This window comes from Planctomycetaceae bacterium, from assembly GCA_021371795.1.
Taxonomy (GTDB): domain Bacteria; phylum Planctomycetota; class Phycisphaerae; order Sedimentisphaerales; family UBA12454; genus UBA12454.
Genome location: JAJFVK010000017.1, coordinates 39,777 through 59,493, shown reverse-complemented (window position 1 = coordinate 59,493; position 19,717 = coordinate 39,777). Strand labels below are relative to the sequence as shown.

General features: G+C 44.5%; 22 protein-coding genes. 5 read left to right on the top strand and 17 right to left on the bottom strand.

What is annotated here, in order from left to right; genetic code table 11:
• From gmhB to plsY, 5 genes are read left to right on the top strand one after another with little or no spacing between them, the layout of a single operon-like run.
• Positions 1 to 1,167, top strand: a complete 1,167-nt coding sequence (gmhB, locus tag LLF92_08350) for a D-glycero-beta-D-manno-heptose 1,7-bisphosphate 7-phosphatase (protein ID MCE5341122.1) — start codon at positions 1 to 3, stop codon at positions 1,165 to 1,167.
• Positions 1,164 to 2,201, top strand: coding sequence for a lipopolysaccharide heptosyltransferase II (waaF, locus tag LLF92_08345; protein MCE5341121.1), 1,038 nt, complete (start codon positions 1,164 to 1,166; stop codon positions 2,199 to 2,201). Before gmhB ends, waaF begins: the two co-directional genes overlap by 4 nt.
• Positions 2,194 to 3,006, top strand: coding sequence for a hypothetical protein (locus LLF92_08340; protein MCE5341120.1), 813 nt, complete (start codon positions 2,194 to 2,196; stop codon positions 3,004 to 3,006). Before waaF ends, LLF92_08340 begins: the two co-directional genes overlap by 8 nt.
• Positions 3,003 to 4,181 carry a glycosyltransferase family 4 protein gene (locus LLF92_08335; GenBank protein MCE5341119.1) on the top strand — a complete coding sequence of 393 codons (1,179 nt, stop codon included), beginning with the start codon at positions 3,003 to 3,005 and terminating at the stop codon, positions 4,179 to 4,181. Before LLF92_08340 ends, LLF92_08335 begins: the two co-directional genes overlap by 4 nt.
• On the top strand, positions 4,178 to 4,825 hold the full coding sequence (plsY, locus tag LLF92_08330; GenBank protein ID MCE5341118.1) for a glycerol-3-phosphate 1-O-acyltransferase PlsY: 648 nt from the start codon (positions 4,178 to 4,180) through the stop codon (positions 4,823 to 4,825). Before LLF92_08335 ends, plsY begins: the two co-directional genes overlap by 4 nt.
• An 87-nt stretch (positions 4,826 to 4,912) precedes the next feature.
• On the opposite strand, the gene gatB is transcribed toward plsY, so the two are convergent.
• The 17 genes from gatB to pilO all read right to left on the bottom strand — a co-directional run bounded on the left by gatB (position 4,913) and on the right by pilO (position 19,713).
• Positions 4,913 to 6,373 carry an Asp-tRNA(Asn)/Glu-tRNA(Gln) amidotransferase subunit GatB gene (gene gatB / locus LLF92_08325; GenBank protein ID MCE5341117.1) on the bottom strand — a complete coding sequence of 487 codons (1,461 nt, stop codon included), beginning with the start codon at positions 6,371 to 6,373 and terminating at the stop codon, positions 4,913 to 4,915.
• Between the two features lie 54 nt (positions 6,374 to 6,427).
• A complete protein-coding gene (locus LLF92_08320) occupies positions 6,428 to 6,808 on the bottom strand; it encodes a GxxExxY protein (GenBank protein MCE5341116.1) in 381 nt (126 codons plus the stop codon).
• Positions 6,809 to 6,864: 56 nt separating this feature from the next.
• On the bottom strand, positions 6,865 to 8,340 hold the full coding sequence (gene gatA / locus LLF92_08315) for an Asp-tRNA(Asn)/Glu-tRNA(Gln) amidotransferase subunit GatA (protein MCE5341115.1): 1,476 nt from the start codon (positions 8,338 to 8,340) through the stop codon (positions 6,865 to 6,867).
• On the bottom strand, positions 8,337 to 8,993 hold the full coding sequence (locus LLF92_08310; protein ID MCE5341114.1) for a prolyl oligopeptidase family serine peptidase: 657 nt from the start codon (positions 8,991 to 8,993) through the stop codon (positions 8,337 to 8,339). The genes gatA and LLF92_08310 overlap by 4 nt, the downstream gene beginning before the upstream one ends.
• 77 nt (positions 8,994 to 9,070) lie before the next feature.
• Positions 9,071 to 9,382: an Asp-tRNA(Asn)/Glu-tRNA(Gln) amidotransferase subunit GatC gene (gene gatC / locus LLF92_08305; protein ID MCE5341113.1), complete on the bottom strand. Its 312-nt coding sequence runs from the start codon at positions 9,380 to 9,382 to the stop codon at positions 9,071 to 9,073.
• Positions 9,382 to 11,013 (bottom strand): L-aspartate oxidase, encoded by a 1,632-nt coding sequence (gene nadB, locus LLF92_08300; protein ID MCE5341112.1) that lies wholly within the window; start codon positions 11,011 to 11,013, stop codon positions 9,382 to 9,384. The genes gatC and nadB overlap by 1 nt, the downstream gene beginning before the upstream one ends.
• Positions 11,010 to 11,738, bottom strand: a complete 729-nt coding sequence (gene bioD, locus LLF92_08295; GenBank protein MCE5341111.1) for a dethiobiotin synthase — start codon at positions 11,736 to 11,738, stop codon at positions 11,010 to 11,012. Before bioD ends, nadB begins: the two co-directional genes overlap by 4 nt.
• A gap of 5 nt (positions 11,739 to 11,743) precedes the next feature.
• Positions 11,744 to 12,646 carry a homocysteine S-methyltransferase family protein gene (locus tag LLF92_08290; protein ID MCE5341110.1) on the bottom strand — a complete coding sequence of 301 codons (903 nt, stop codon included), beginning with the start codon at positions 12,644 to 12,646 and terminating at the stop codon, positions 11,744 to 11,746.
• Entirely contained in the window at positions 12,643 to 13,500 is an 858-nt protein-coding gene (locus tag LLF92_08285) for a hypothetical protein (GenBank protein ID MCE5341109.1), read from the bottom strand. Before LLF92_08285 ends, LLF92_08290 begins: the two co-directional genes overlap by 4 nt.
• Entirely contained in the window at positions 13,493 to 13,987 is a 495-nt protein-coding gene (locus LLF92_08280) for a hypothetical protein (protein ID MCE5341108.1), read from the bottom strand. Before LLF92_08280 ends, LLF92_08285 begins: the two co-directional genes overlap by 8 nt.
• Before the next feature lie 119 nt (positions 13,988 to 14,106).
• The gene (locus tag LLF92_08275) at positions 14,107 to 14,442 is read right to left on the bottom strand and encodes a helix-hairpin-helix domain-containing protein (protein MCE5341107.1); all 336 of its coding nucleotides are present in this window, start codon (positions 14,440 to 14,442) and stop codon (positions 14,107 to 14,109) included.
• 34 nt (positions 14,443 to 14,476) lie between these two features.
• Positions 14,477 to 15,955 carry an endo-1,4-beta-xylanase gene (locus LLF92_08270; protein ID MCE5341106.1) on the bottom strand — a complete coding sequence of 493 codons (1,479 nt, stop codon included), beginning with the start codon at positions 15,953 to 15,955 and terminating at the stop codon, positions 14,477 to 14,479.
• Positions 15,956 to 16,139: 184 nt separating this feature from the next.
• Entirely contained in the window at positions 16,140 to 16,550 is a 411-nt protein-coding gene (locus LLF92_08265) for a hypothetical protein (protein MCE5341105.1), read from the bottom strand.
• Positions 16,551 to 16,722: 172 nt separating this feature from the next.
• A complete protein-coding gene (locus tag LLF92_08260; GenBank protein ID MCE5341104.1) occupies positions 16,723 to 17,145 on the bottom strand; it encodes a bacteriohemerythrin in 423 nt (140 codons plus the stop codon).
• A gap of 34 nt (positions 17,146 to 17,179) precedes the next feature.
• Complete coding sequence (locus LLF92_08255) at positions 17,180 to 18,646, bottom strand: hypothetical protein (protein ID MCE5341103.1); 1,467 nt, start codon at positions 18,644 to 18,646, stop codon at positions 17,180 to 17,182.
• Between the two features lie 33 nt (positions 18,647 to 18,679).
• Positions 18,680 to 19,144 (bottom strand): hypothetical protein, encoded by a 465-nt coding sequence (locus LLF92_08250; protein ID MCE5341102.1) that lies wholly within the window; start codon positions 19,142 to 19,144, stop codon positions 18,680 to 18,682.
• A gap of 2 nt (positions 19,145 to 19,146) precedes the next feature.
• The gene (pilO, locus tag LLF92_08245) at positions 19,147 to 19,713 is read right to left on the bottom strand and encodes a type 4a pilus biogenesis protein PilO (protein ID MCE5341101.1); all 567 of its coding nucleotides are present in this window, start codon (positions 19,711 to 19,713) and stop codon (positions 19,147 to 19,149) included.
• Between the last annotated feature and the right edge of the window lie 4 nt (positions 19,714 to 19,717).

Below are 19,717 nucleotides of genomic sequence, written 5' to 3'. Positions count from 1 at the left end.
ATGGCGGAAAAAGCGATTTTTCTCGACAGGGATGATACAATCATTGAAGACAGCGGCTATATCAGCAGCCCCGAGCAGGTGAAGCTTATTCCCGCCGCGGCAGCGTCACTGGTCGAGCTTCGCAAAATGGGATACAAACTGGTGGTCATTACAAATCAGTCCGGCATTGCACGAGGAATCTTTAATGAGAATACCCTTACACAAGTACACGAGAAGCTGAAAATCCTTCTGGCTGAGCAGAATTCATATCTCGACAGAATTTACTATTGTCCGTATCATCCGGAAGGCGTAATCGAAAAATACAGGAAAGACAGCGATTGGCGAAAACCAAAACCCGGTATGCTGCTTGCCGCCTCAAAGGAAATGAAAATCGATTTGAAAAATTCCTGGATGATCGGCAACGACTTCAGGGACATCGGCGCAGGCAAAGCCGCCGGCTGCAAAACAATCCTCGTGAAATCCTACATCAAATCGGTTGCCAAACAAGCCAACGACCCGCTGCCAGATTTCGAGGCTATAAATCTGCGTGAAGCGGTAAATATCATTAAACGAGAAACATCTTCAAGGCCTGTCGCAACTGCGGTGAAAATGGTTGTGAACGAAAAACCCGCAGAAGAGCAACCAAAAATCGAAGAAAAGAAAACTGTCGTACAGGAAACGGTTTTGCCGGAAGAAAAACCTTTAATAATAGAAGAACCTGTCATAGAACAAAAACTGCCGGTAATTAAGCCGGAGCCGCAACAGGAAACTGAACCGACTGCAAGCGAACCAATTCAGCAGAAAGCTGTTCAGCCGGAAACTATTCAACAAGAAGCCGTTCAACAGGAGAAGCCGGTGGAGGAAAAAGTTCAGCCCGCTGAAGAGAAAAAAGATAAGCCGATGATGTTTGAGACAGGCTCTAAAACAGAATACCTGCTCGAGGAAATTAAACTTCTGCTCAAGAGCAAGAACCGCGTGGAACAATATTCGGAATTTTCGGCGTTCAAACTGCTGGCAGGCATCTTGCAGGCAGCTGTAATATTCTGTCTTGTCGTCGCGATTTGGTACAAACTTTCGCCGACCGGAAAAGATGGTGCCGTCTTCACGGCGATTGGTTTCGCGATTGTGCTTCAGCTTATGTCTCTTACGCTTTTTATTATGCAAAAAGATGGTAACAAGCATTTATGAGCGTTCGAAATATATTAGTTTGGCTTCCTGCTCCGATGGGCGACGCTATAATGGCGACGCCGGCACTTCGCTGTCTGCGGAAAATCTATGCCAACGACAAAATTTTCTTTCTGGCGGGCAAAACCAACGCTGAAATACTAACTGGCTGCCGATTTTGCGACGATTGGGTAATCTTGAAAGAAAACAGCCCGTTCAAAATCGCAAAAGAACTGAAAAAATACAAATTCACCGACGCGATTCTGTTCAAAAACTCTTTCGCATCGGCACTGGCGGTTTTTTTAGCGGGAATTAAAAACAGAATCGGCTACGCAAGAGACGGCAGAGGACTCCTTTTGACGCGAAAACTTCAGCCTGAAAAAATTTCATTTTTCAAATATAAACCGGTTTCGGTAATCGATTATTACCTGAAAATCCCCGCGGCACTGGGCGCTGATATCTCAAACAAACAAACAGAATTATCCGTTAATGAAAACGACAAAAAAATAATTCCTGAAAAGTTCGGCATTACTCCAAACAGCAAAAAGCCAATAGTGATTCTCGTGCCGGGCGGAGCTTTCGGGCCAAGCAAGATGTGGCCGGAGGAAAGATTCGCTAAAACAGCGGACTTTTTAGCCGAGAAATTCTCCGCACAGGTTTTTGTTTCAGTAAGTCCTGTAAAAAAGGAAACAGACATTGCTGAAAAAATCTGCTCGCTTGCGAAATGCTCAATTACTAATCTCGGTAAAAATCCCGTTTCTCTGGGTCAGCTTAAAGCGTTGTTCTCTTTTGCCAGTCTTGTAATAACCAATGATACAGGCCCCCGCCATATCTCAATTGCGATGAACAGGAAACTTATCACGATGTTTGGGCCAAATAATCCGGCATGGACTTCCAACGATTACAAAGACGAAATTAAAATCGTCGGGCAGGCTCCATGCGTGCCGTGCGACAAGCCTGTATGCAAACAGGACAAGCATTATTGTATGGAATCCATTTCGGCCGAGATGATTTGCTCGGAGGCTGAAAAGATATTGGGAAAATTAAAGAATGAATAACTTCAAGGAATTAAATCCCGGTTTTTTTGTTCATGACAATTTTGCCCGCTGTTTTGGCAGGATTGACCTGGCAAGTATAGACAAAGTTTTCTCTTTTGATAAAGGTAAGAATCTCGCAAAAGAAAATCTCGCAAAATTTCGCGAGCGGATAATGTTCGAAACAGATAATCCAAAAAACACGCTATATTTAAAACGTTATCAGGATACTCCCAAACTCGTACAAATTAAAAACTGGCTGAATCACAAAAAGAGAATCTCCACAAGCGTCTGCGATATGGAACCTGCCGAAAAGCTGCGTGAATTCGGTATAAATGCGCCTCGAACAATCGCATTCGGTCAGGAGTGGGATGGTATTTTTGAAAAACGCAGTTTTATCATCACTGAACAAATCCCTGATTCGGTCAGCCTTGAGAAAAAACTGCCGGACGATAAAGACTTTATAAAAAAACTCGCGGCCTTTGTGCGAAAATTCCACGACACCGGTTTTCGTCATCGTGATTTGTATCTTTGCCATATTTTCTGCAATTCGCATTGTCTGTTTACGCTCATCGATTTGGCCAGAGTATTTAAACCTTTGTTTTTTTCACGAAAATACCTTATAAAAGACCTCGCACAGCTTTACTATTCTTCGCCGGGCAATACGATAAGCAAGGCAGACCGGTTAAGATTCTTTTTGTTATACATGCAAAAAGAAAAACTCGGTTATTCTGATAAAATAATGATAAAAAAAATAAAAGCCAAAGCCTTACAGATGGCTAAACACGATAAAAAACATAACAGACCTGTGCCTTACGAGACGAAATGAAAGTAGCGATAATAACAGAACGCGCAAATATATCCCTTGGCGGAGCTGAACGAAGCATCTTCGAACTTGCCGCCTCGTTGGCAATGAACGGCACGGATGTGAAAGTCCTCGCTGCTACGGGCACCGCTCATTCGCGACGTGTGCAGGTTTTGTTTCCGGAATCCGAAAAACGAATCAGCTTTGATGTTTTTCGCGACGCTCTTGTCGAACATTTCAAGGCAAACAAATACGATATAATCCACAGCACGCTTCCTCTGGATTTTGCCGACATATATCAGCCGCGAGGCGGAAGCTATGCGGAAGCTGCCATTCGCAACGCCGCCAGCTACAAAGGCAATGCCGTGAGGATATTCAAAATGCTGACGAGTTTCGCCAATTTCAAAAGGACGAAACTTGTTCGCGCGGAACGAAAATTGTGTGAAAAAGAAAACGGTCCAATCATCGCAGCCTTGAGCGAATACGTTAAAAAACAATTTCAAAAGCATTATAGTCTGCCTGATTCAAGAATCCGCATAATTCCCAACGGCGTAAAATTATTCAGGAACATTGATAAAAGTCGAATCGATAGAATACGCGCTTTGATACTTTCGCGATTCAATATAAAAGAAAGTGACGACCCTGTGTTTTTTCTTTTCGCTGCGAATAATTTCCGGCTTAAAGGCCTGTTGAGTCTTATCGATGCGATGGCGATGATAAAGGAAAGAACCACCAGGAGGCCGGCGTATTTAATCGTTGCGGGACGCGGACAAATCGAAAAATACAAAAGTATCGCGGCGAAGGCGGGCATAAAGGACAAAATAATTTATATGGGCCAGACCGGAAACATACAAAATCTGGTTATGATGTCAGATGTTGCGGTTCTGCCGACGTATTACGACCCTGCAAGCAGATTCATCCTCGAAGCACTCGGCGCAGGCAAACCTGTCATCACGACAAAATTCAACGGCGCAGCGGATTTGTTCGCCGCAGACAGGCACGGCAAAGTTTTCGATTCGCCGGACAATATCGGCGCTTTGGCCGAAGCTATAAAATATTACTGCATTACGGAAAATATCGCCGCGGCGAAAAAAGCAATTGAAGAAGACAACATAAAATCGAAAGTTTCCATCAAGGCTCACTGCGCAAAACTTCTCGAACTCTATGAAGAAATAATCCGCAACAGGACTGCAAAATGAAATCATTTATTCTGATTATTATATCATATCTTATCGGTTCGGTTTCATTCGCGATGCTCATCGCTAAAGCGCACGGCGTCGACCTTCGCAAAATCGGCTCCGGCAATCTCGGCGCAACGAACCTTTCTCGCGCGTGCGGACGAAAATGGGCTTATGTCTGCTTTGCAACCGATGTGCTCAAAGGGTTCATTCCTGTTCTTGCGGCGAAAATTTTGATTATTCCGGATTCGCCTACGCCTGCGGTTTTCTGCGTCTGGCTTGCGGTCGGAGTTGCGGCGATACTCGGACACGTATTTCCTGTGTATCACGGGTTCAAAGGCGGAAAAGGCGTCGCGACGAGTTTCGGCGTGGTTCTGGGAGTTTGGCCTTATCTGGCAATCCCCGGCATTATCGCGTTTGCACTGTGGGCGATTATCGTTTTAATCTGGAAATATATTTCGCTGGCGTCGGTTATTGCAGCGGCGGTGTTTCCTGTAATATTAATCGCCTTTACGGCGGCAATTAAAAGCTGGCATTTCAAAAATCTTATGCCGTTGATTCTGGTCGCGGTCGTTTTGTGTTCATTGGTGATATATCTTCACCGCAGCAATATCAAAAGAATCCTCGCAGGCACAGAACACAAAGTTCTGCAAAAGAAAACCTAATCTTTTCGCACGATTGAGATTGCTTCGTCGTCCCGATATTCGCTTACGCTCAATGGGACTCCTCGCAATGACATTTTAGAGGTTACTTTACGCTTTCAGCTTGGCATCAAGAATTTTTGCGACAACCTGCGGATTTGCAGTTCCTTTTGTCTCCTGCATAACCTGACCCATCAAAAAGCCGACAGATTTTTTGCTTTTCTTGCCGTCGCTTTTGGCATCCGCAACTGCCTGCGCATTGGCCGCTAAAACTTCATCGACGATTTTCTCAAGTTCGCCCGCGTCGCTTTTCTGAATCAGGTTTAACCTTGCGGCAATCTGCTCCGGCGATTCTTTACTGCCGGTCATTTCAACAAATATCGTTACCGCGGCCGTTGCGCTTATTTGCCCCGCTGCAATCATTTTCACAAGTTCGGCAAGTCTTTGCGGTTCAATGCCAATCTGTGCGACGCCGCAGCCTTTTTCGTTCGCGATTTTCAAACCTGTCTGCGTAACGAGATTGCAAATCCTCTTCGGCTCACCGCCTGCCTTTACGGCACTATCAAAAAATTCCGCGGTTTCTTTGTCGCCTGTCAGCACGGACGCGTCATACTCGCTCAAGCCATATTGACTGACGAATCTTGCCTGCATAGCCAAAGGCAGTTCGCAAAGCCTTGTCTTAATTTCGCCGAGCCATTTTTCATCAACAACAACCGGAACAAGGTCGGGGTCAGGGAAATATCTGTAATCGTGTGCTTCTTCTTTTTCACGCTGCAAAACTGTTACTTCACGTACATCATCCCAGCCGAAAGTTTTTTTATTGCCGCTCTTGAGGCACTGACCGGTTTCCATAAATTCGTCGAACTGCCTCTGCACTTCATAAGCAACGCTTTTTTCAAGGGCCTTGAAGCTGTTGAGATTCTTCACTTCGGTAATCGGCGTTTTATAAACCTGACCGTCTTTGGTAATGTGCAGATTTATATTCGGCTCGAACCGCATGTGCCCTTTTTGCATATCCGCTTCGGAAACGCCGAGGAACCGCACAATCCGCTGCAATTCAACCGCAAGCGCCTTTACTTCTTCAGGGCTGTTCATATCAGGCTCGGTTACAATCTCCAGCAAAGGAGTGCCCGCCCTGTTCAAATCGACCTGCGAACAATTGCCGGAATGGATATTTTTGCCGGCGTCCTCTTCAAGATGCGCACGGAGGATTCGAATTTTCTTGAAAGCATCGCCGACCGGAATTTCAATAAAGCCGTTCGAGCCAATCGGCAAATCATACTGGCTAATCTGATAATTTTTCGGCAAATCCGGATAATAATAACTCTTGCGATCCCATTTTGTAAATTCAGCAACCTTACAATTCAGTGCCGTCGCCGTCAACATGGAAAATTCGACCGCTTGTCTGTTCATCACCGGCAGTGCGCCGGGAAGCCCCAAACACACCGGGCAAACCCTGCTGTTCGGTTCGCCAGCAAAAACAAGCTCGCACCCGCAAAACATTTTCGTTTTCGTCGCAAGCTGAACGTGAATTTCCAAACCTACAATAATTTTTTTATCTATAGCCATCATTTTAACCACGAATTATTACTTTTTATTAACCACGAATATACACTAATTATTTTTTTATAATACTAATCGCTTGAAAGTAAACTTTGGGTTGCCGAAATTTAATATTATTCCCAATTTTATTCCTGTCGCCCGCAGATAATTCAACACTTGCGCGGCGTGAATATTCGTAATGGCATCCACCGCTTTCAATTCCAAAATTATTTTGTTATCAACCAGAATATCCGCGAAATACTCGCCTACCACTCTTTCCTGAAAATAAACATTAACCGGAGCCTGCTGTTTTGCGAGAATCTTCTCGCTTCCTAAAAGCATCATCATCGCATTCTCATATACCTTTTCCAAAAAACCGCAGCCCAACTCGTTATGTACCTCAAGAGCCAAGCCGGTAATCTTGTAAGATAAATCCTTATAAATTATTTCAGCTTCATCACACATTTATATCGTATCAGTTATATAGTGTTTATTCGTGTTCATTCGTGGTTAATTAAATTTTATAATATTTGCGGTTTCCTGTTATGATAATCCGTCTGCCCTTCAAACATTCTTGAGATTCTCAACAATTTTTCTTCTTCAAAAGTCGAGCCAATGATTTGCAGGCCTATCGGCAGATTTTTGCTGTCGAAGCCGCAGGGAATACTAATCGCCGGTACGCCGGCAAGGTTTACCGCTATTGTATAAACGTCCGAAAGGTACATTTGCAACGGGTCTGCTGTTTTTTCGCCAACCTTGAACGCTGTCGTCGGACTTGTCGGCATCATTATACAATCGGCCGTTTGGAACGCTGCCGTAAAATCGCTGCGAATAAGATTGCGAACCTTCAACGCCTTCAAATAATACGCATCGTAATATCCGCTCGACAACGCATAAGTGCCGAGCATTATACGTCTCTTCACTTCGCTGCCCAACGCCTCGGCGCGGGACTTCGAATAAACCTCAATATAATCTTTGGCGTTTTGCGAACGGTAGCCGTAATGTACGCCATCATATCGTGCTAAATTGCTCGACGCTTCCGCTGTCGCAATCAAATAATACGCCGCTATCGAATACTCAAAGTACGGCATTTTAATTTCGATGATTTGAGCACCAAGTTTTTTGTAAATTTCAATCGCGTCTTTGACAGACAAGACAACTTCACCTTCAGCGCCTTCAAACAACTCCGGCACAATCGCAATCTTCAAACCCTCAAGAGGTTTATCGATATTCGCAAGATAATTCGGCAACGCCGCTGTTTTTTCATCAACGCTGGTACTGTCTTTTTCATCGTGGCCTGCGATAACATTCAGCATCAGCGCACAATCAGAAGCGTTTCTTGCGAACGGACCAATCTGGTCAAGACTTGAACCGTAAGCTACAAGGCCGTAACGCGAGACTCTGCCATATGTCGGTTTAAGACCAACAAGGCCGCAGAAACTGGCCGGCTGTCTGATAGAGCCGCCTGTATCCGAGCCGAGCGAAGCAAAACTCATCTGCCCTGCTACTGCGGCAGCCGAACCGCCGCTGCTTCCGCCGGGAACACGCGATAAATCCCACGGATTGAAAGTCTTCTTCAATCCTGAATTTTCTGTACTCGAACCCATCGCGAATTCATCGAGATTTGTTTTGCCGATTATCACGGCATCAGCGGCCAGTAATTTTTCAATTACCGTCGCATTGTAAGGCGAATGGAAATTTTCAAGTATTTTCGAGCCGCACGTCGTTGCGCCAAACGCAGTGCACATATTATCTTTCACCGCTATCGGCAGGCCGGCAAGAGCACCGACTTTTTCGCCTTTGCTTATTTTGGCGTCAACTTCAGCGGCTTTTTTCATCGCCTGTTCTTTGAATGTGCTCAAGAACGCGCCGACTCTTGGTTCGCATTTTTCTATGCGTTCAAAAACAGTTTGCACAGCATCTGCGCTTTTGATTTCGCCTTTGGCGATTTTGTCGCGAAGCCGGACACCATCAAGTTTTAGTATTTCTTCGTTCATTTTTTACTGTTATCTCTTTTGTGCTTCAAAAACCATTTATACAATTGTTCGTTAGCGTACGCGGCATCCCAGCAATTATGCCCCAACTCGGGATAAATCGTAAATTCAACCTCGACGCCGTTGGTTTTCATTACATCAACCATTTCCTGCGACCGCACCATCGGTACAGTATCATCTTTTGCGCCGTGGAACGCCCAGACAGGCGTTTTGATATACTTGGCAAAGAATGCATCTCCGCCGCCGCAAACCGGAGCAGCCGCGGCAAAGAAATCAGGATAACGCGCTATCATATTCCATGTTCCGAATCCGCCCATACTCAAACCGGTCATATAAATTCTGGATTCGTCAACGTTGTACTCCTTCACAATACTGTCAATTAAAGACTTGAGAGTTTGTGTATAATCCGTCCACCAACCTTTTTCCGGACACTGCGGCGAAACCACAATAAAGGGAAAATCCTCCCCGTTTTCGATCATCTTCGGGATTCCGTGAACTTTCACTCTGTTCAAATCGTCTCCACGCTCTCCGGCACCGTGCAGGAATATAATCAAAGGCATCTTTTCGCTGTTCGCATCGTATGTCTTTGGCACATATAATAAATATTTCAAACTCGCTTTGTCTTTAAATTCTTTTTCCTGCTGCACTGACTGCATAGAAAACGCCTTCCCTGTAAAAAAACAAAAAATTAAAATAACACAAATAACGACTACCGCTTTTTTCAAAATTTCAATCATAACGTCAACTCTCCTTCCAGAATTTTCGGTACAATAAAAAAATGTTCGTCTTTGTCAGGTGCGACTGACAAAGTCTTTTCAGTTCCCAGCGACGGCTTAATTTCATCCGCACGCAAACAATTGCTTACCGGCAGGCAATGCGCCAAAGGCTGGACACTGCCTGTATCAAGCTGATTGATTTTTTCGACATATCCGAGGATTGCACTCAACTGACCTGAAAATTGCGAGATTTCTTCTTCGCTCAAATCAAGCCTGCTCAATTTCGCAACCTGCCGAACCTGCTCAATATCTATTTTTTTCTGTTCCATTATTCAAATTCCAGATGTGTTTTAAATTTCGTATCGTCTATTTGCGGATAATCACTTCTAAAATGCACGCCTCTGCTTTCGGTACGCACTTCAGCGGCTTTTGCCATCATCATACACACCGTCAACATATTCTGACACTCCCAGCCGACCGGTGAATCGAAAATTTTGTCCAAAACATACCGCTGCCAGAAAGTAATGATTTCCTGTGCTTCGGCCAACGGCTTTGCCAGACGTGTAATACCGACGTTTCGCCACATCAGCGAACGCAGCGAATTCAACACGTCTTCGGTATCAAGCCTGCTGCGGTCTGATTGGGGAATGTCATATCTGTATTTCGGCGGACCTGCCGTTTTGCTAATTTTTTTAGCCGCTGTCGCGGCATTTCGGCCTGCGATTTTGCCAAAGACAAGACCTTCAAGCAGCGAATTGCTGCCGAGTCTGTTTGCGCCATGCAAGCCGGTCGACGCAACTTCGCCGCACGCGAAAAGATTAGGAATATTTGTCTTCGCCTGACTGTCGGTCTTTACGCCGCCAACCATATAATGCGCGCTTGGCCGAACAGGAATCAGGTCTTTGCTTATATCGATATCGAAACTTACAAGCAGTTCATTTATAAATGGAAACCGTTTTGCAAAATAATCTTTCTTAAAATGCCTAACGTCAAGATAAACGTGTGTTGAACCTGTTTTAAGCATTCTGTCAAGAATGGCTCTGCTCACCACATCTCGCGGCGCAAGCTCGGCATTTTTGTGGTACTCACTCATAAACGCCTGATGATTTACATCGAGCAGAATCGCACCTTCGCCGCGAAGCGTTTCTGTAATCAACGCTCTTGAAGCACCGGCGATATAAAGCGTCGTCGGATGGAACTGCATAAATTCCATATCCCGCAGCACCGCGCCGACTCTTGCGGCCATCGCCAAACCGTCGCCTGTCGCGACATCGGGATTTGTCGTTTCACGATAAAGCCTTCCCGCTCCGCCGCTGGCCAGAATTATCGATTTCGCCCAGATGATTTCGCTCGTGCTTTTAGAATTTTTGCCGATTAGGCCGATGCAGACTCCATCGTCATTAGTAATAAAGTCAATCGCGAAAAAGTTTTCAATGACGGTGATATTCTCGAATTGTCTGACTTTATTTATCAGTGCCTCGGCCATTGCCCTGCCGGTGTTATCGCCATGTGCGTGGGCAACACGAGCATGACTGTGCCCGCCTTCCAATGAAACTGAAATCGAACCTGTTGAGTTTTTATCAAATTCCGCACCCCATTCGAGCATTTCTTTAACCAGCCCCGGCCCATCGGCGACAACCTGTTCAACAGTATCAGTAATGCAAATTCCGCAGCCGGTATTTAATGTATCTTTTACATGAGATACAATACTGTCGTCACTGGCGAGAACGGATGCAATTCCGCCCTGCGCTTTCCATGTATTGCTGTCCTGAAGATTTTTTTTGCAGACCAATATCACTTCGCAGCCGGCAGACGCGGCTTCAATCGCAGCCCGCAGCCCCGCAATGCCGGAACCTATCACCAGGCAATCGGTAAACATCTGCTGACTTGCGGCCGTGTTAATCGGAACAAGATAGCGTCTCAATTCAGGTCTTTTTATTTTTATCGATTCATTCATCATTTCACTTTTAACCAGTTTACTTTCCGCAGAGCATTCAACGCCTTTTGTCCGAGCAATTTTTTCTCAACGCTCGACTTTTTGTCATACGGCACAACGGCCAGAATCTTTACCCTGCCAAGCTTTTTTATAATCTCTGCATTGCTCTTTTGGGCATAATCATTAGTCTTTTCATCATAACCATTAATGATTATTCCTGCAAGCAAAAGTCCCTTTCGCCGAACCGCTTCAATCGTCAAAAGCGTATGATTAATAGTGCCCAATTGTGCCCTTGCGACAATCACTACCGGAAGCTTCAAAGCCTTTGCCAAATCCAGCACGTCAAAGTTATCTGTAATGGGCACTTTTACGCCGCCAATGCCTTCAACTACTACAAAATCGGAATTTCTACAAATTTGTTCGTAAGCATTGAAAATCTTTTTCAGCGATACTTTCTTCTTTTCCGCTTTCTCGCACGCAAAAGGCGCCGCAGGGATTTTGAATTTTATCGGCGTGATTATATCATGTGCAAGATTTGTGTTTGCGCAATGACTTAGAAACTCCGCATCTTCGCTGACGAATTTCTGCTTAACTTTTCTGCATCCGGTCGCGATTGGTTTAAAGACGCCGACGGTTTTGTCTGGCTGCGAAATTATTTTCGCAATAGCTCCACTAATCAGAGTTTTTCCTGCACCAGTATCCGTAGCAGTAATGAAAAGCCCCCTGTGTTTGCCAATTCTGTTTTTCATTGAGCCTAACTTTTGAGCTTTTTTGTCATCGCTTTTATATGCGCAGGCGAAGTGCCGCAGCATCCGCCGACGATTACAGCCCCTGCCTTGTGAATCTTCTCAATCCAGTCGCCGAATTCTTTATCCTGAAGTTTATAAACCGCATTGCCGTCAACAAGCTCCGGCTTTCCGCCGTTTGGTTTGGCCAACAACACGATGTTCTTTACTTTGAGCAGCTTGGCGAACTTTTCAGTCAGTTGCAGATATTGTTCCATCTTCAGTGTTCCGCAATTAAATCCAATCGCATCAACGCCCAAGTCTTTGAAAATAGTAATCTCCATTTCGACGCTTGCGCCCATCATCGTTCTAAAATCGCTGCCGGTAGAATCAAACGCAAATGATACGAACACCGGCAAATCGCAAACAGATTTTATGCCTTTAACAGCTTCTGCCGCTTCATCGGCAGCCATAAATGTTTCGACGACAAACCCGTCAACGCCTGCGTTATAAAGGGCTTTCGCCTGTCTTGCGTAAGCATCACGGAGCGTTTGCGGCTCAAGCGATCCGAGCGGCTGGAGAAAATCTCCGCACGGGCCGATGTCGCCGATAACGTATCTGTCGCCGCCCGCTGCCTGCGCAGCCAGTTTAGCGTTCTTTACCGCCGCGGCGTTTATTTCCTCAACCTTGTCGGCAAGGTTATGTCTGGCAAGCGTAATTTCATTTGCTCCGAACGTATTGGTATAAACCGCGTCGCTGCCGGCGTCATAATAACTGCGGTGAATGTCGGTAATAATTTTCGGCGATTCGATATTCAGATAATCGTTGCATTTTCCAGCTTCGACTCCTTTTGCCATTAACTGCGTGCCCATCGCGCCATCAACAAACAAAAGGCCGGCCGACAATTTTTCTTTTAATGTTTTTTTGCTCATTTCTTTGACTCCTTAAATTCATTTTCAACAGGTGGTGTAAACAATGCTTTGGTTTGCTGTTCTTCAGGGTGCCATAACTTTACAGAATCAAGTTTGATTTCCATTCGGTTTTTACCGTTTTTTTTGTCATAGTATTCATAGCCCAAACTGCACGGGAACAAAAAATCGCTGTCGCTAACTTTTTCATATTTTTCCGCATCGATAACGAGCAGAGGTTTTGAATTTTGTCCGACGTATATGATTTTATTCACCGTCCCGGTGCATGTATCAATAAATATTTGCTTCTGTCCTGCCTGACAGACAATCCCATTCTTCGTAAAGGCTATTTTCTCACATTCTGAATCTTCCGCACGTAAAAAATCAACTAAAAGCGCCGGATTTGAAAAATAATCGTCGCCGGCACTGTTGACCGCTCCTTTTACAGAAATCCCCATCGGTTTTGCGTAAACCCAGTATTTTTCATCGCTTACGGCAAAGCAAACGCCTCTGGGATTAAAGAAAACGTCTCCATATATACAGAATTTTCCGCTGTCGATGTACCAGATTCGGATTGGAAACGATTGTGTAAATTTTTCGCCTTTTTCGTTTATATAGTTTAATGTGCAACTGCCGGTCGCACGGAGAGGCTTAACTTTTGCGGCATAATCAGCTAAAAATTTTTGCCCCTCAACCGCATCCGCAAGTGCCGGACAAGACCGCTTGGGCGGGCCACAACCGGTAACAAATAGAACATAGAATATAGAACATAGAACATAGAAAGAGGTCGTCCCGCAAAGCGGGATTCCAAATTTTTGATATTTGATCCCCACTTTCGTGAGGACAAGCTTTGATTTTTGATTTTGTTTTTTAGCCATTCAATTCCACTTGTAAAATCTGACCGAGCTGTTCTGATAACTGTTCAATTTTATCTTCCGCCAACTGCGGATTGAGAACCTGTTCGATTTGATCTTTGCCGGTTACTTTTAAAAACCAGATTTCTTTGCCGTCCTCATTTTTCGTAGAATCGTATTTAAGCAGACGTTTGCGCATCAGTATCAGCGTAAGCACAAATCTGAAGTTTAATTTCTCGATATCTGTTTCAGTCGCCATCCGTTCAAAGAACGCCATCAGCATATTATCGTCAATAAACAGTTTCTTCTTCTGGTCGGGCTTTGGCATTACGCTTTTCCAATAGCAGTAAACCTGGGGCTTGTTCGCGTTCCAGTACTCGATGCAGTAATCTTTTCGCTGCATACCTTCGGGCGTTTCGAAAAGCGTTGCGATATATTCTTCATCCGGCTCAATCACTTTGCCGGTTCCGGTACAAGTTCCAAGCGGCTTATGTATTTCCCAGTCTGCCATTTATTCATCCTGAAAATAATTAATGTTGTTTCTAAAAATTGACAATCAAAAACAATAACACCGTTTTTGACCGGTCGCTGACGCTCGCGGCTCTGATTTTTACATTTTTAGAGGTTACCTTAATCGTTAAATTTCAATAATGGTTCGAGTTTGTTCACGGTTTTTTCGCCAATGCCTTTTATCTTTTCAAGGTCCTCGGCGTTTTCAAAAACGCTTTTCTTTCTGTATTCTGTTATCGCTTCGGCTTTTGCCTTCCCGATTGCGGGCAGTTCGGCAAGTTCATAAATGCTCGCGGTGTTCGGATTTATTTTATTATCGACAGGTTCAAAGACAGTTTTTTTAAGATTCGGAAGGCTCGACAATGCAAAATAAACACATAAAATCACGCCGATAAAAAACGCCGTCTTTATCGGCTCTTTTTGCTGCTGCCGGTTGTTATTGTTTTGTTCATCCATAACACTTCATATAACACAAGACAAGGTTTTACAATCAGCTTTTTTGCAGAATTTGCTTTTGCAGTTTTGCCAGCGACATAAACGCTTTTTTCGGTTTGAGTTCATCGCTCAAAAGTCCCGCTCCGCTGACATTACTTGTATCGCTGTCGGCCAGCGTCGAGTATGTAATCGTGCTGACAAAGGGCTTGCTGAACGCGATTTTGCAAAATTCCTCAATCCATTTTGCCTGCACATCTTCATCCCACGGCTTTCGCCATACGCCGGCGTTTTTCCCGCTCTGCTGTTTGGCGGTGTTGTTGTCCGGCACAGAAAACGCCGTGATATGTATCGGCTTTGGCAGAGGCGTAAACTTGTCGAGCATCGCGGAAATCTGCATCATGTCGCGGATGTGCATTCCCGGCTGGTCTTTGCCGAAAAGCATCTGTATGCCAAGCGCATCGTAATTGATTCCCGCCTGCGTTACCATATCAATGTAAACCAATGGCGGAATCGTATCCGAATCGTGCGCGTAATATTCGCCCCACGGATAAATAATATCAATCATCTTCACGCTGCGGTTGTCCGCTTCCCTTGCGGCAAGGCACGCGGTTCTGGTAATTTCAAGAATCCGCTCGAAACTGAACTTGAAAATATTTTCAGCATTCAGTCCGCTGATAACTTTCCACATGTGAACGTATTTTGCGTATCTTGTTACAACTTTCGACACAAACTCATAGCCAGCTTCGCGAATCGTATCGAACTCGTGTTTGCCCTTCATCCAGGCAGGCAGACTATCCGGCGAGAAATTCAGCAGCGGCCCTGCGCAAAGCAAAAGCCTGCGCCGGCCAAGAGTATTCATACACTCATCAAGTTCTGAAAAATCGTACTGGCCTCTTTCCTTTTCGATTTTCGCCCAGCTTATCGGCAGCGAAACGTGCGCAAACAATTCGAACGCGCCCTTGAGATAATTTTTATCATTCAATTTATCAGGATCAAGTTGACAGCCAAGGCTCGACCTTGCGAAGCCACGATTGCGAAGTCTGACCTCGAAAAGCACACTTGAATATTTGCCCGCAAGCTGCTCGGCATACATCATAGCTTTTGCCAGACATTTATCCGCCAAAACGGAAGCCTCCGCCGGGGCGCTCATACTCGCAAGCATCTCAATGAAACAGTTCTGGAGTTCATCGCCTTTGGCTTTCAACTCCGGAGTCTGGTCGAAAATCGCCCAATCTTCACGCTTTGTGGCGATTTCCATCAGCTTGCCGCGAACGATTTCGACGTTGAGATTGTACGGCTGCTCTCTTTCGGGCAGTCGGGTCGTATAGAGCATTACGTTTCCGAAGCCCTCCACCGGCCAAAGCAGACTCAAACCGGCAGGTTCAGAGCCGCGAGCCTTGCAGTCAATGATTCCATCCTGCCAAGTGATATATTTGGTGCTGCGAAATGGTATCCGGTCGGCTCCGAACAGTGTTACGCCGACAGGTACAAAATCATTCGCTATTTTTCCGTCTCTAAATACCTGAAATTTCACAGTTTAACCTTAAAAATGACAATAATTCCGAGATTTTAGCAAAAAAGACCAAAATTGCAATTATTCTTTAGAAAAACAGGAAAGCATAAAAATTAGACTTGCGGGGTATAGAATTGCTAATTTATAGAACCGTGTGGGCTGTCCCCAAGGAATGGCTTGGCCAAAGCACCTGCAATTTATCAATTTAGTTTGATGATACTGCCAGTAATTCTGAACTGTGTGTGAATATTGATGCTTGTGCTTCAGTGATCGCATTTTCAGCCAACATCGCGACCTGTTTGAGTACGATTTCAGCCAAATCGTGATACGCCGCGGCTTTTTCTGATGTGTAATTTGGAACCAGAAGAATCGCATAACCATTACTATTAATAGAATAGCCCGCAACGAAATATCCGCCAATAACAGAAGTTGCCGGTTCACAGCCATCGTCAATTTGACTGCAAATACCATCTAAAATCTGCGGGTCGGCAAATACACCCTCGAACTCATCGGTTTTGCTTGAAACATAACAGCCATCGCGGTCGGCGATTGCAATTATAGCTTCACTCTCCTCGAAGTTTTCCATCACTGTGCGTGCTATTCTATCAATAATCATTTTTAACATTCCCTGTTAGTTATCAATTTGCTTCCACTGTTATTTCGACAGATAAACCGACCCCTATTAGCAAAATGAGTTAAACTGGTGAAAAATAGGATTATAGGACGTGCTTCGTTCCAAACAACGCCGGACCTAAAAAATGTGCCGGGTTGGTTATCTCTCCTTACTCTTACTTCTTAATTACTTCTATATTTTTTTGTTCAGCGATGTAAAGACCGTAGTTTTTATCTGTTTCGCCAATATGATTTTCCAGCCAGCCTTTGAGGAAAAAAGCCATCTCAATGCCCATAATTTTCTGGCCGGCTTGTAATTTTTCCGCATATTCATTGACATCCCGAGCAAGGTGTTCATGCATTCGCCTGTGAATATCTAACTGCGGGAAATTGTATTCCTGCATCAGCGCCTCTTCATCAATAAAATGCACTTTCACATAATCAACAAGACCATCAATAGCCTTTTGTACGGCAGATTTGTCTTCGCCCATGTCAATGGCTTTATGAAAATTATTGATAAGAGTGATAAGTTTTTTGTGTTGAATGTCCATCTGTTCAACACCAACTGAAAGTTCGTCAGTCCATTCAAAAAAAACCATTGTCTTTCTCCGTAAATAAATATATCACCGAAAACTATTTTTTGCTTTTAGCGGTCTTTACCTTTTTAACCTTCTCTTTTTTCTGCTTTTCCTGTTTCGGCTTTTCCGCTCTTGTTTCGAAAGGTACCGGGCCATTGAATTCTGTAACCTGATACTGCTGCTTTGCCAGTGCTGAAAGAACCGGCTTTTCAATAAGCGTAGGCGTAATAAAAACAACCAGTTCGCTTGTTGTAGTACTTTCGCCTTCATATCTAAACGCGGCGCCAGCCAATGGCAAATCGCCAAGCAAAGGTATTTTGTTTACCTGTTTGCTGACATCTTTCTTGCGTAAGCCGCCAAGCACTACTGTCTGCTTATCTTCAATCAGCAGCGTCGTATGCGCTTCTCTTCTATCAATAACCGGCTGCGGAAAAGACTGCGTTTCTGTACCAACATCGACAGTACCAGTTTGCACACTAAATTTTGGAACCAACAGTAAACGAATCATTTTTTCACGCGTCAGATGCGGAGTAACTTCAAGTTCAACACCGACTTCCCTGAACGCGATAGTACCTATGCTGCCGCCGCCGGAAGTTTCGGTAAGCTCCTGATATGGAATTTCCTGGATAATTTTAATGTTCGCTTTTTCATTATCCAAAACCAATATTCTCGGATTGGCCAGCAGTTTGGCTTCGAGGTTTTCCTGCTGCGCTCTTAATATAACATCCAAATCAATGCCTGCGTTGAGCCAGCCAAATCTAAGAGAGCCGGTTGTACTTTCAGTTTTACCTGTTGCTGCTGAAAATGTACCGGTCGTAAACGGCCATTGCCTTCCTGCAGTAACATTAGACCCAACAGTGCCGTTAGTATAAGTTGAATTGCGTCCCATCTGCCATTCAACGCCGAGATCCATTCTGTCTTTGCTGGTAATATCGTAAATTCGAGCCTCTACTTCAATCTGCGGCGTTATACGGTCAACTTCATCAACGAACGTATCAATCGCCTTTATCTTGCTTTCGCTGTCGGTAACGATAATGTTGCTCGTGCCGACGTTGCAGGAAAGTGAGCCGCGAGGCGAAATAAATTTCTTCAGTGAATCCTCAACGTCTTTTACGCCTGCGTAATTAATGCGGTAAATTCTGCTGACGAGTCTTTCAGAAATCTCGCTCATCTCTTCCAGCGGAACAATACGAATCATACTATTGCTGGCGATATAGCCGAAGCCGTGCGCAGCAAGAATATTATTGAGTGCTTCATCGAGCGGAATTTCGGTAAGCGTGGCTGTTACATTACCTGTAACCTTCGGGCTTTTGACAATGTCAACTTCAGACTGGTCAGCCAGACTTCTGATAACATCCTCAATCGGCGTGTTTCTGAAATCAACACTGATCGGTTTCTGCATTCGCTGCGCAAGCGACGAAAGCACTTCATTGCCAGTACCATTACTGTCAGCGGCTAAAGCATATCCGGCGGAGAAAACCACGGTCAGCAGTGTTACACATCCTAATTCACGGAACTTCATATAAGTACCCTTCCTATTCAACTATTCAAATCCTCAATGCTGGACTTCCTGCGTCCAGGTTTTGTCATTCTTTTCAAATTCCACATTCTTTGAATTAATTTTAACAATCGTCGCACCGGCGACTTTGTCGCCTTCGTGCATAATTTTATCATCAATAAGAACAGCAGGCTTGTCCTTGCTGTAAATAATACCTTTTATGACAACGCTTCCGGATTTATCTTCGCCTGCTGTCGCAGAACCTTCCTGCATAGGGTCGCGCAGATTTGTCGGATAAACTTCCGGTATTTTCCAGTTGATTTTAACCGAATTCGATTCGGTCGCGGTTTTAGCAGAAGTGTCGACCGCAGCGGAACTTGCCGCCGGCTGCTTTAGCGCACGAGTTACCACAAAAATCATAATGATGAACAGCACCGGCATCAGCATCAGCATTTTTTTGTTTTTGCCTGCGTCGGGCGATTCCATTTTAAATAAATTATCTTTAATTTCCGCAAAACCCATAATTAACTGCCCTGCTTTTTACTAACGAAAACAGAAAGAATCATATTAACCTGACTGGCGGAAGCATCGTGCTCCGCGTTGCCGATTGTAAACTCGTTAATAACAACGGCCGGCCGATGCCTTTCAACCGCGTTCAGAAAAGCGGCAAATTTATTGAAGTCTGTCTTAAACTCCACTTTCAACTGCTTTTCCGTAATGTATTTAGTAGTTGTTTTCTGCTTTAAATACGCATCGTTCAACGTAATACTGAACGAATCAATTTTGGTATCTTTTGCAATCTGGCCTATATCGAACGTCAAGCCTGCAAGCTCATTTTCAGCTATTACATATTGTTTGATGTCGTCCTTCCACTGCTTCATCTTGTTATTCAAATCTTCCTGCGCCTGTTTGTTGTTGATTTTTGAAATAGTAGCATACGCCATTTCCCTGTCGGCCAATTGCGCAGTTACCTGCTGCTTAACCTTGCTCTGCGGCGCAATCGCGACAAAATAAGTAAACACCGACAGCGCGACACTGCTGATCCACACAAGGTTTATAAATTTAACATGTTTTTTTAGTTTCTTTTTCATAGCT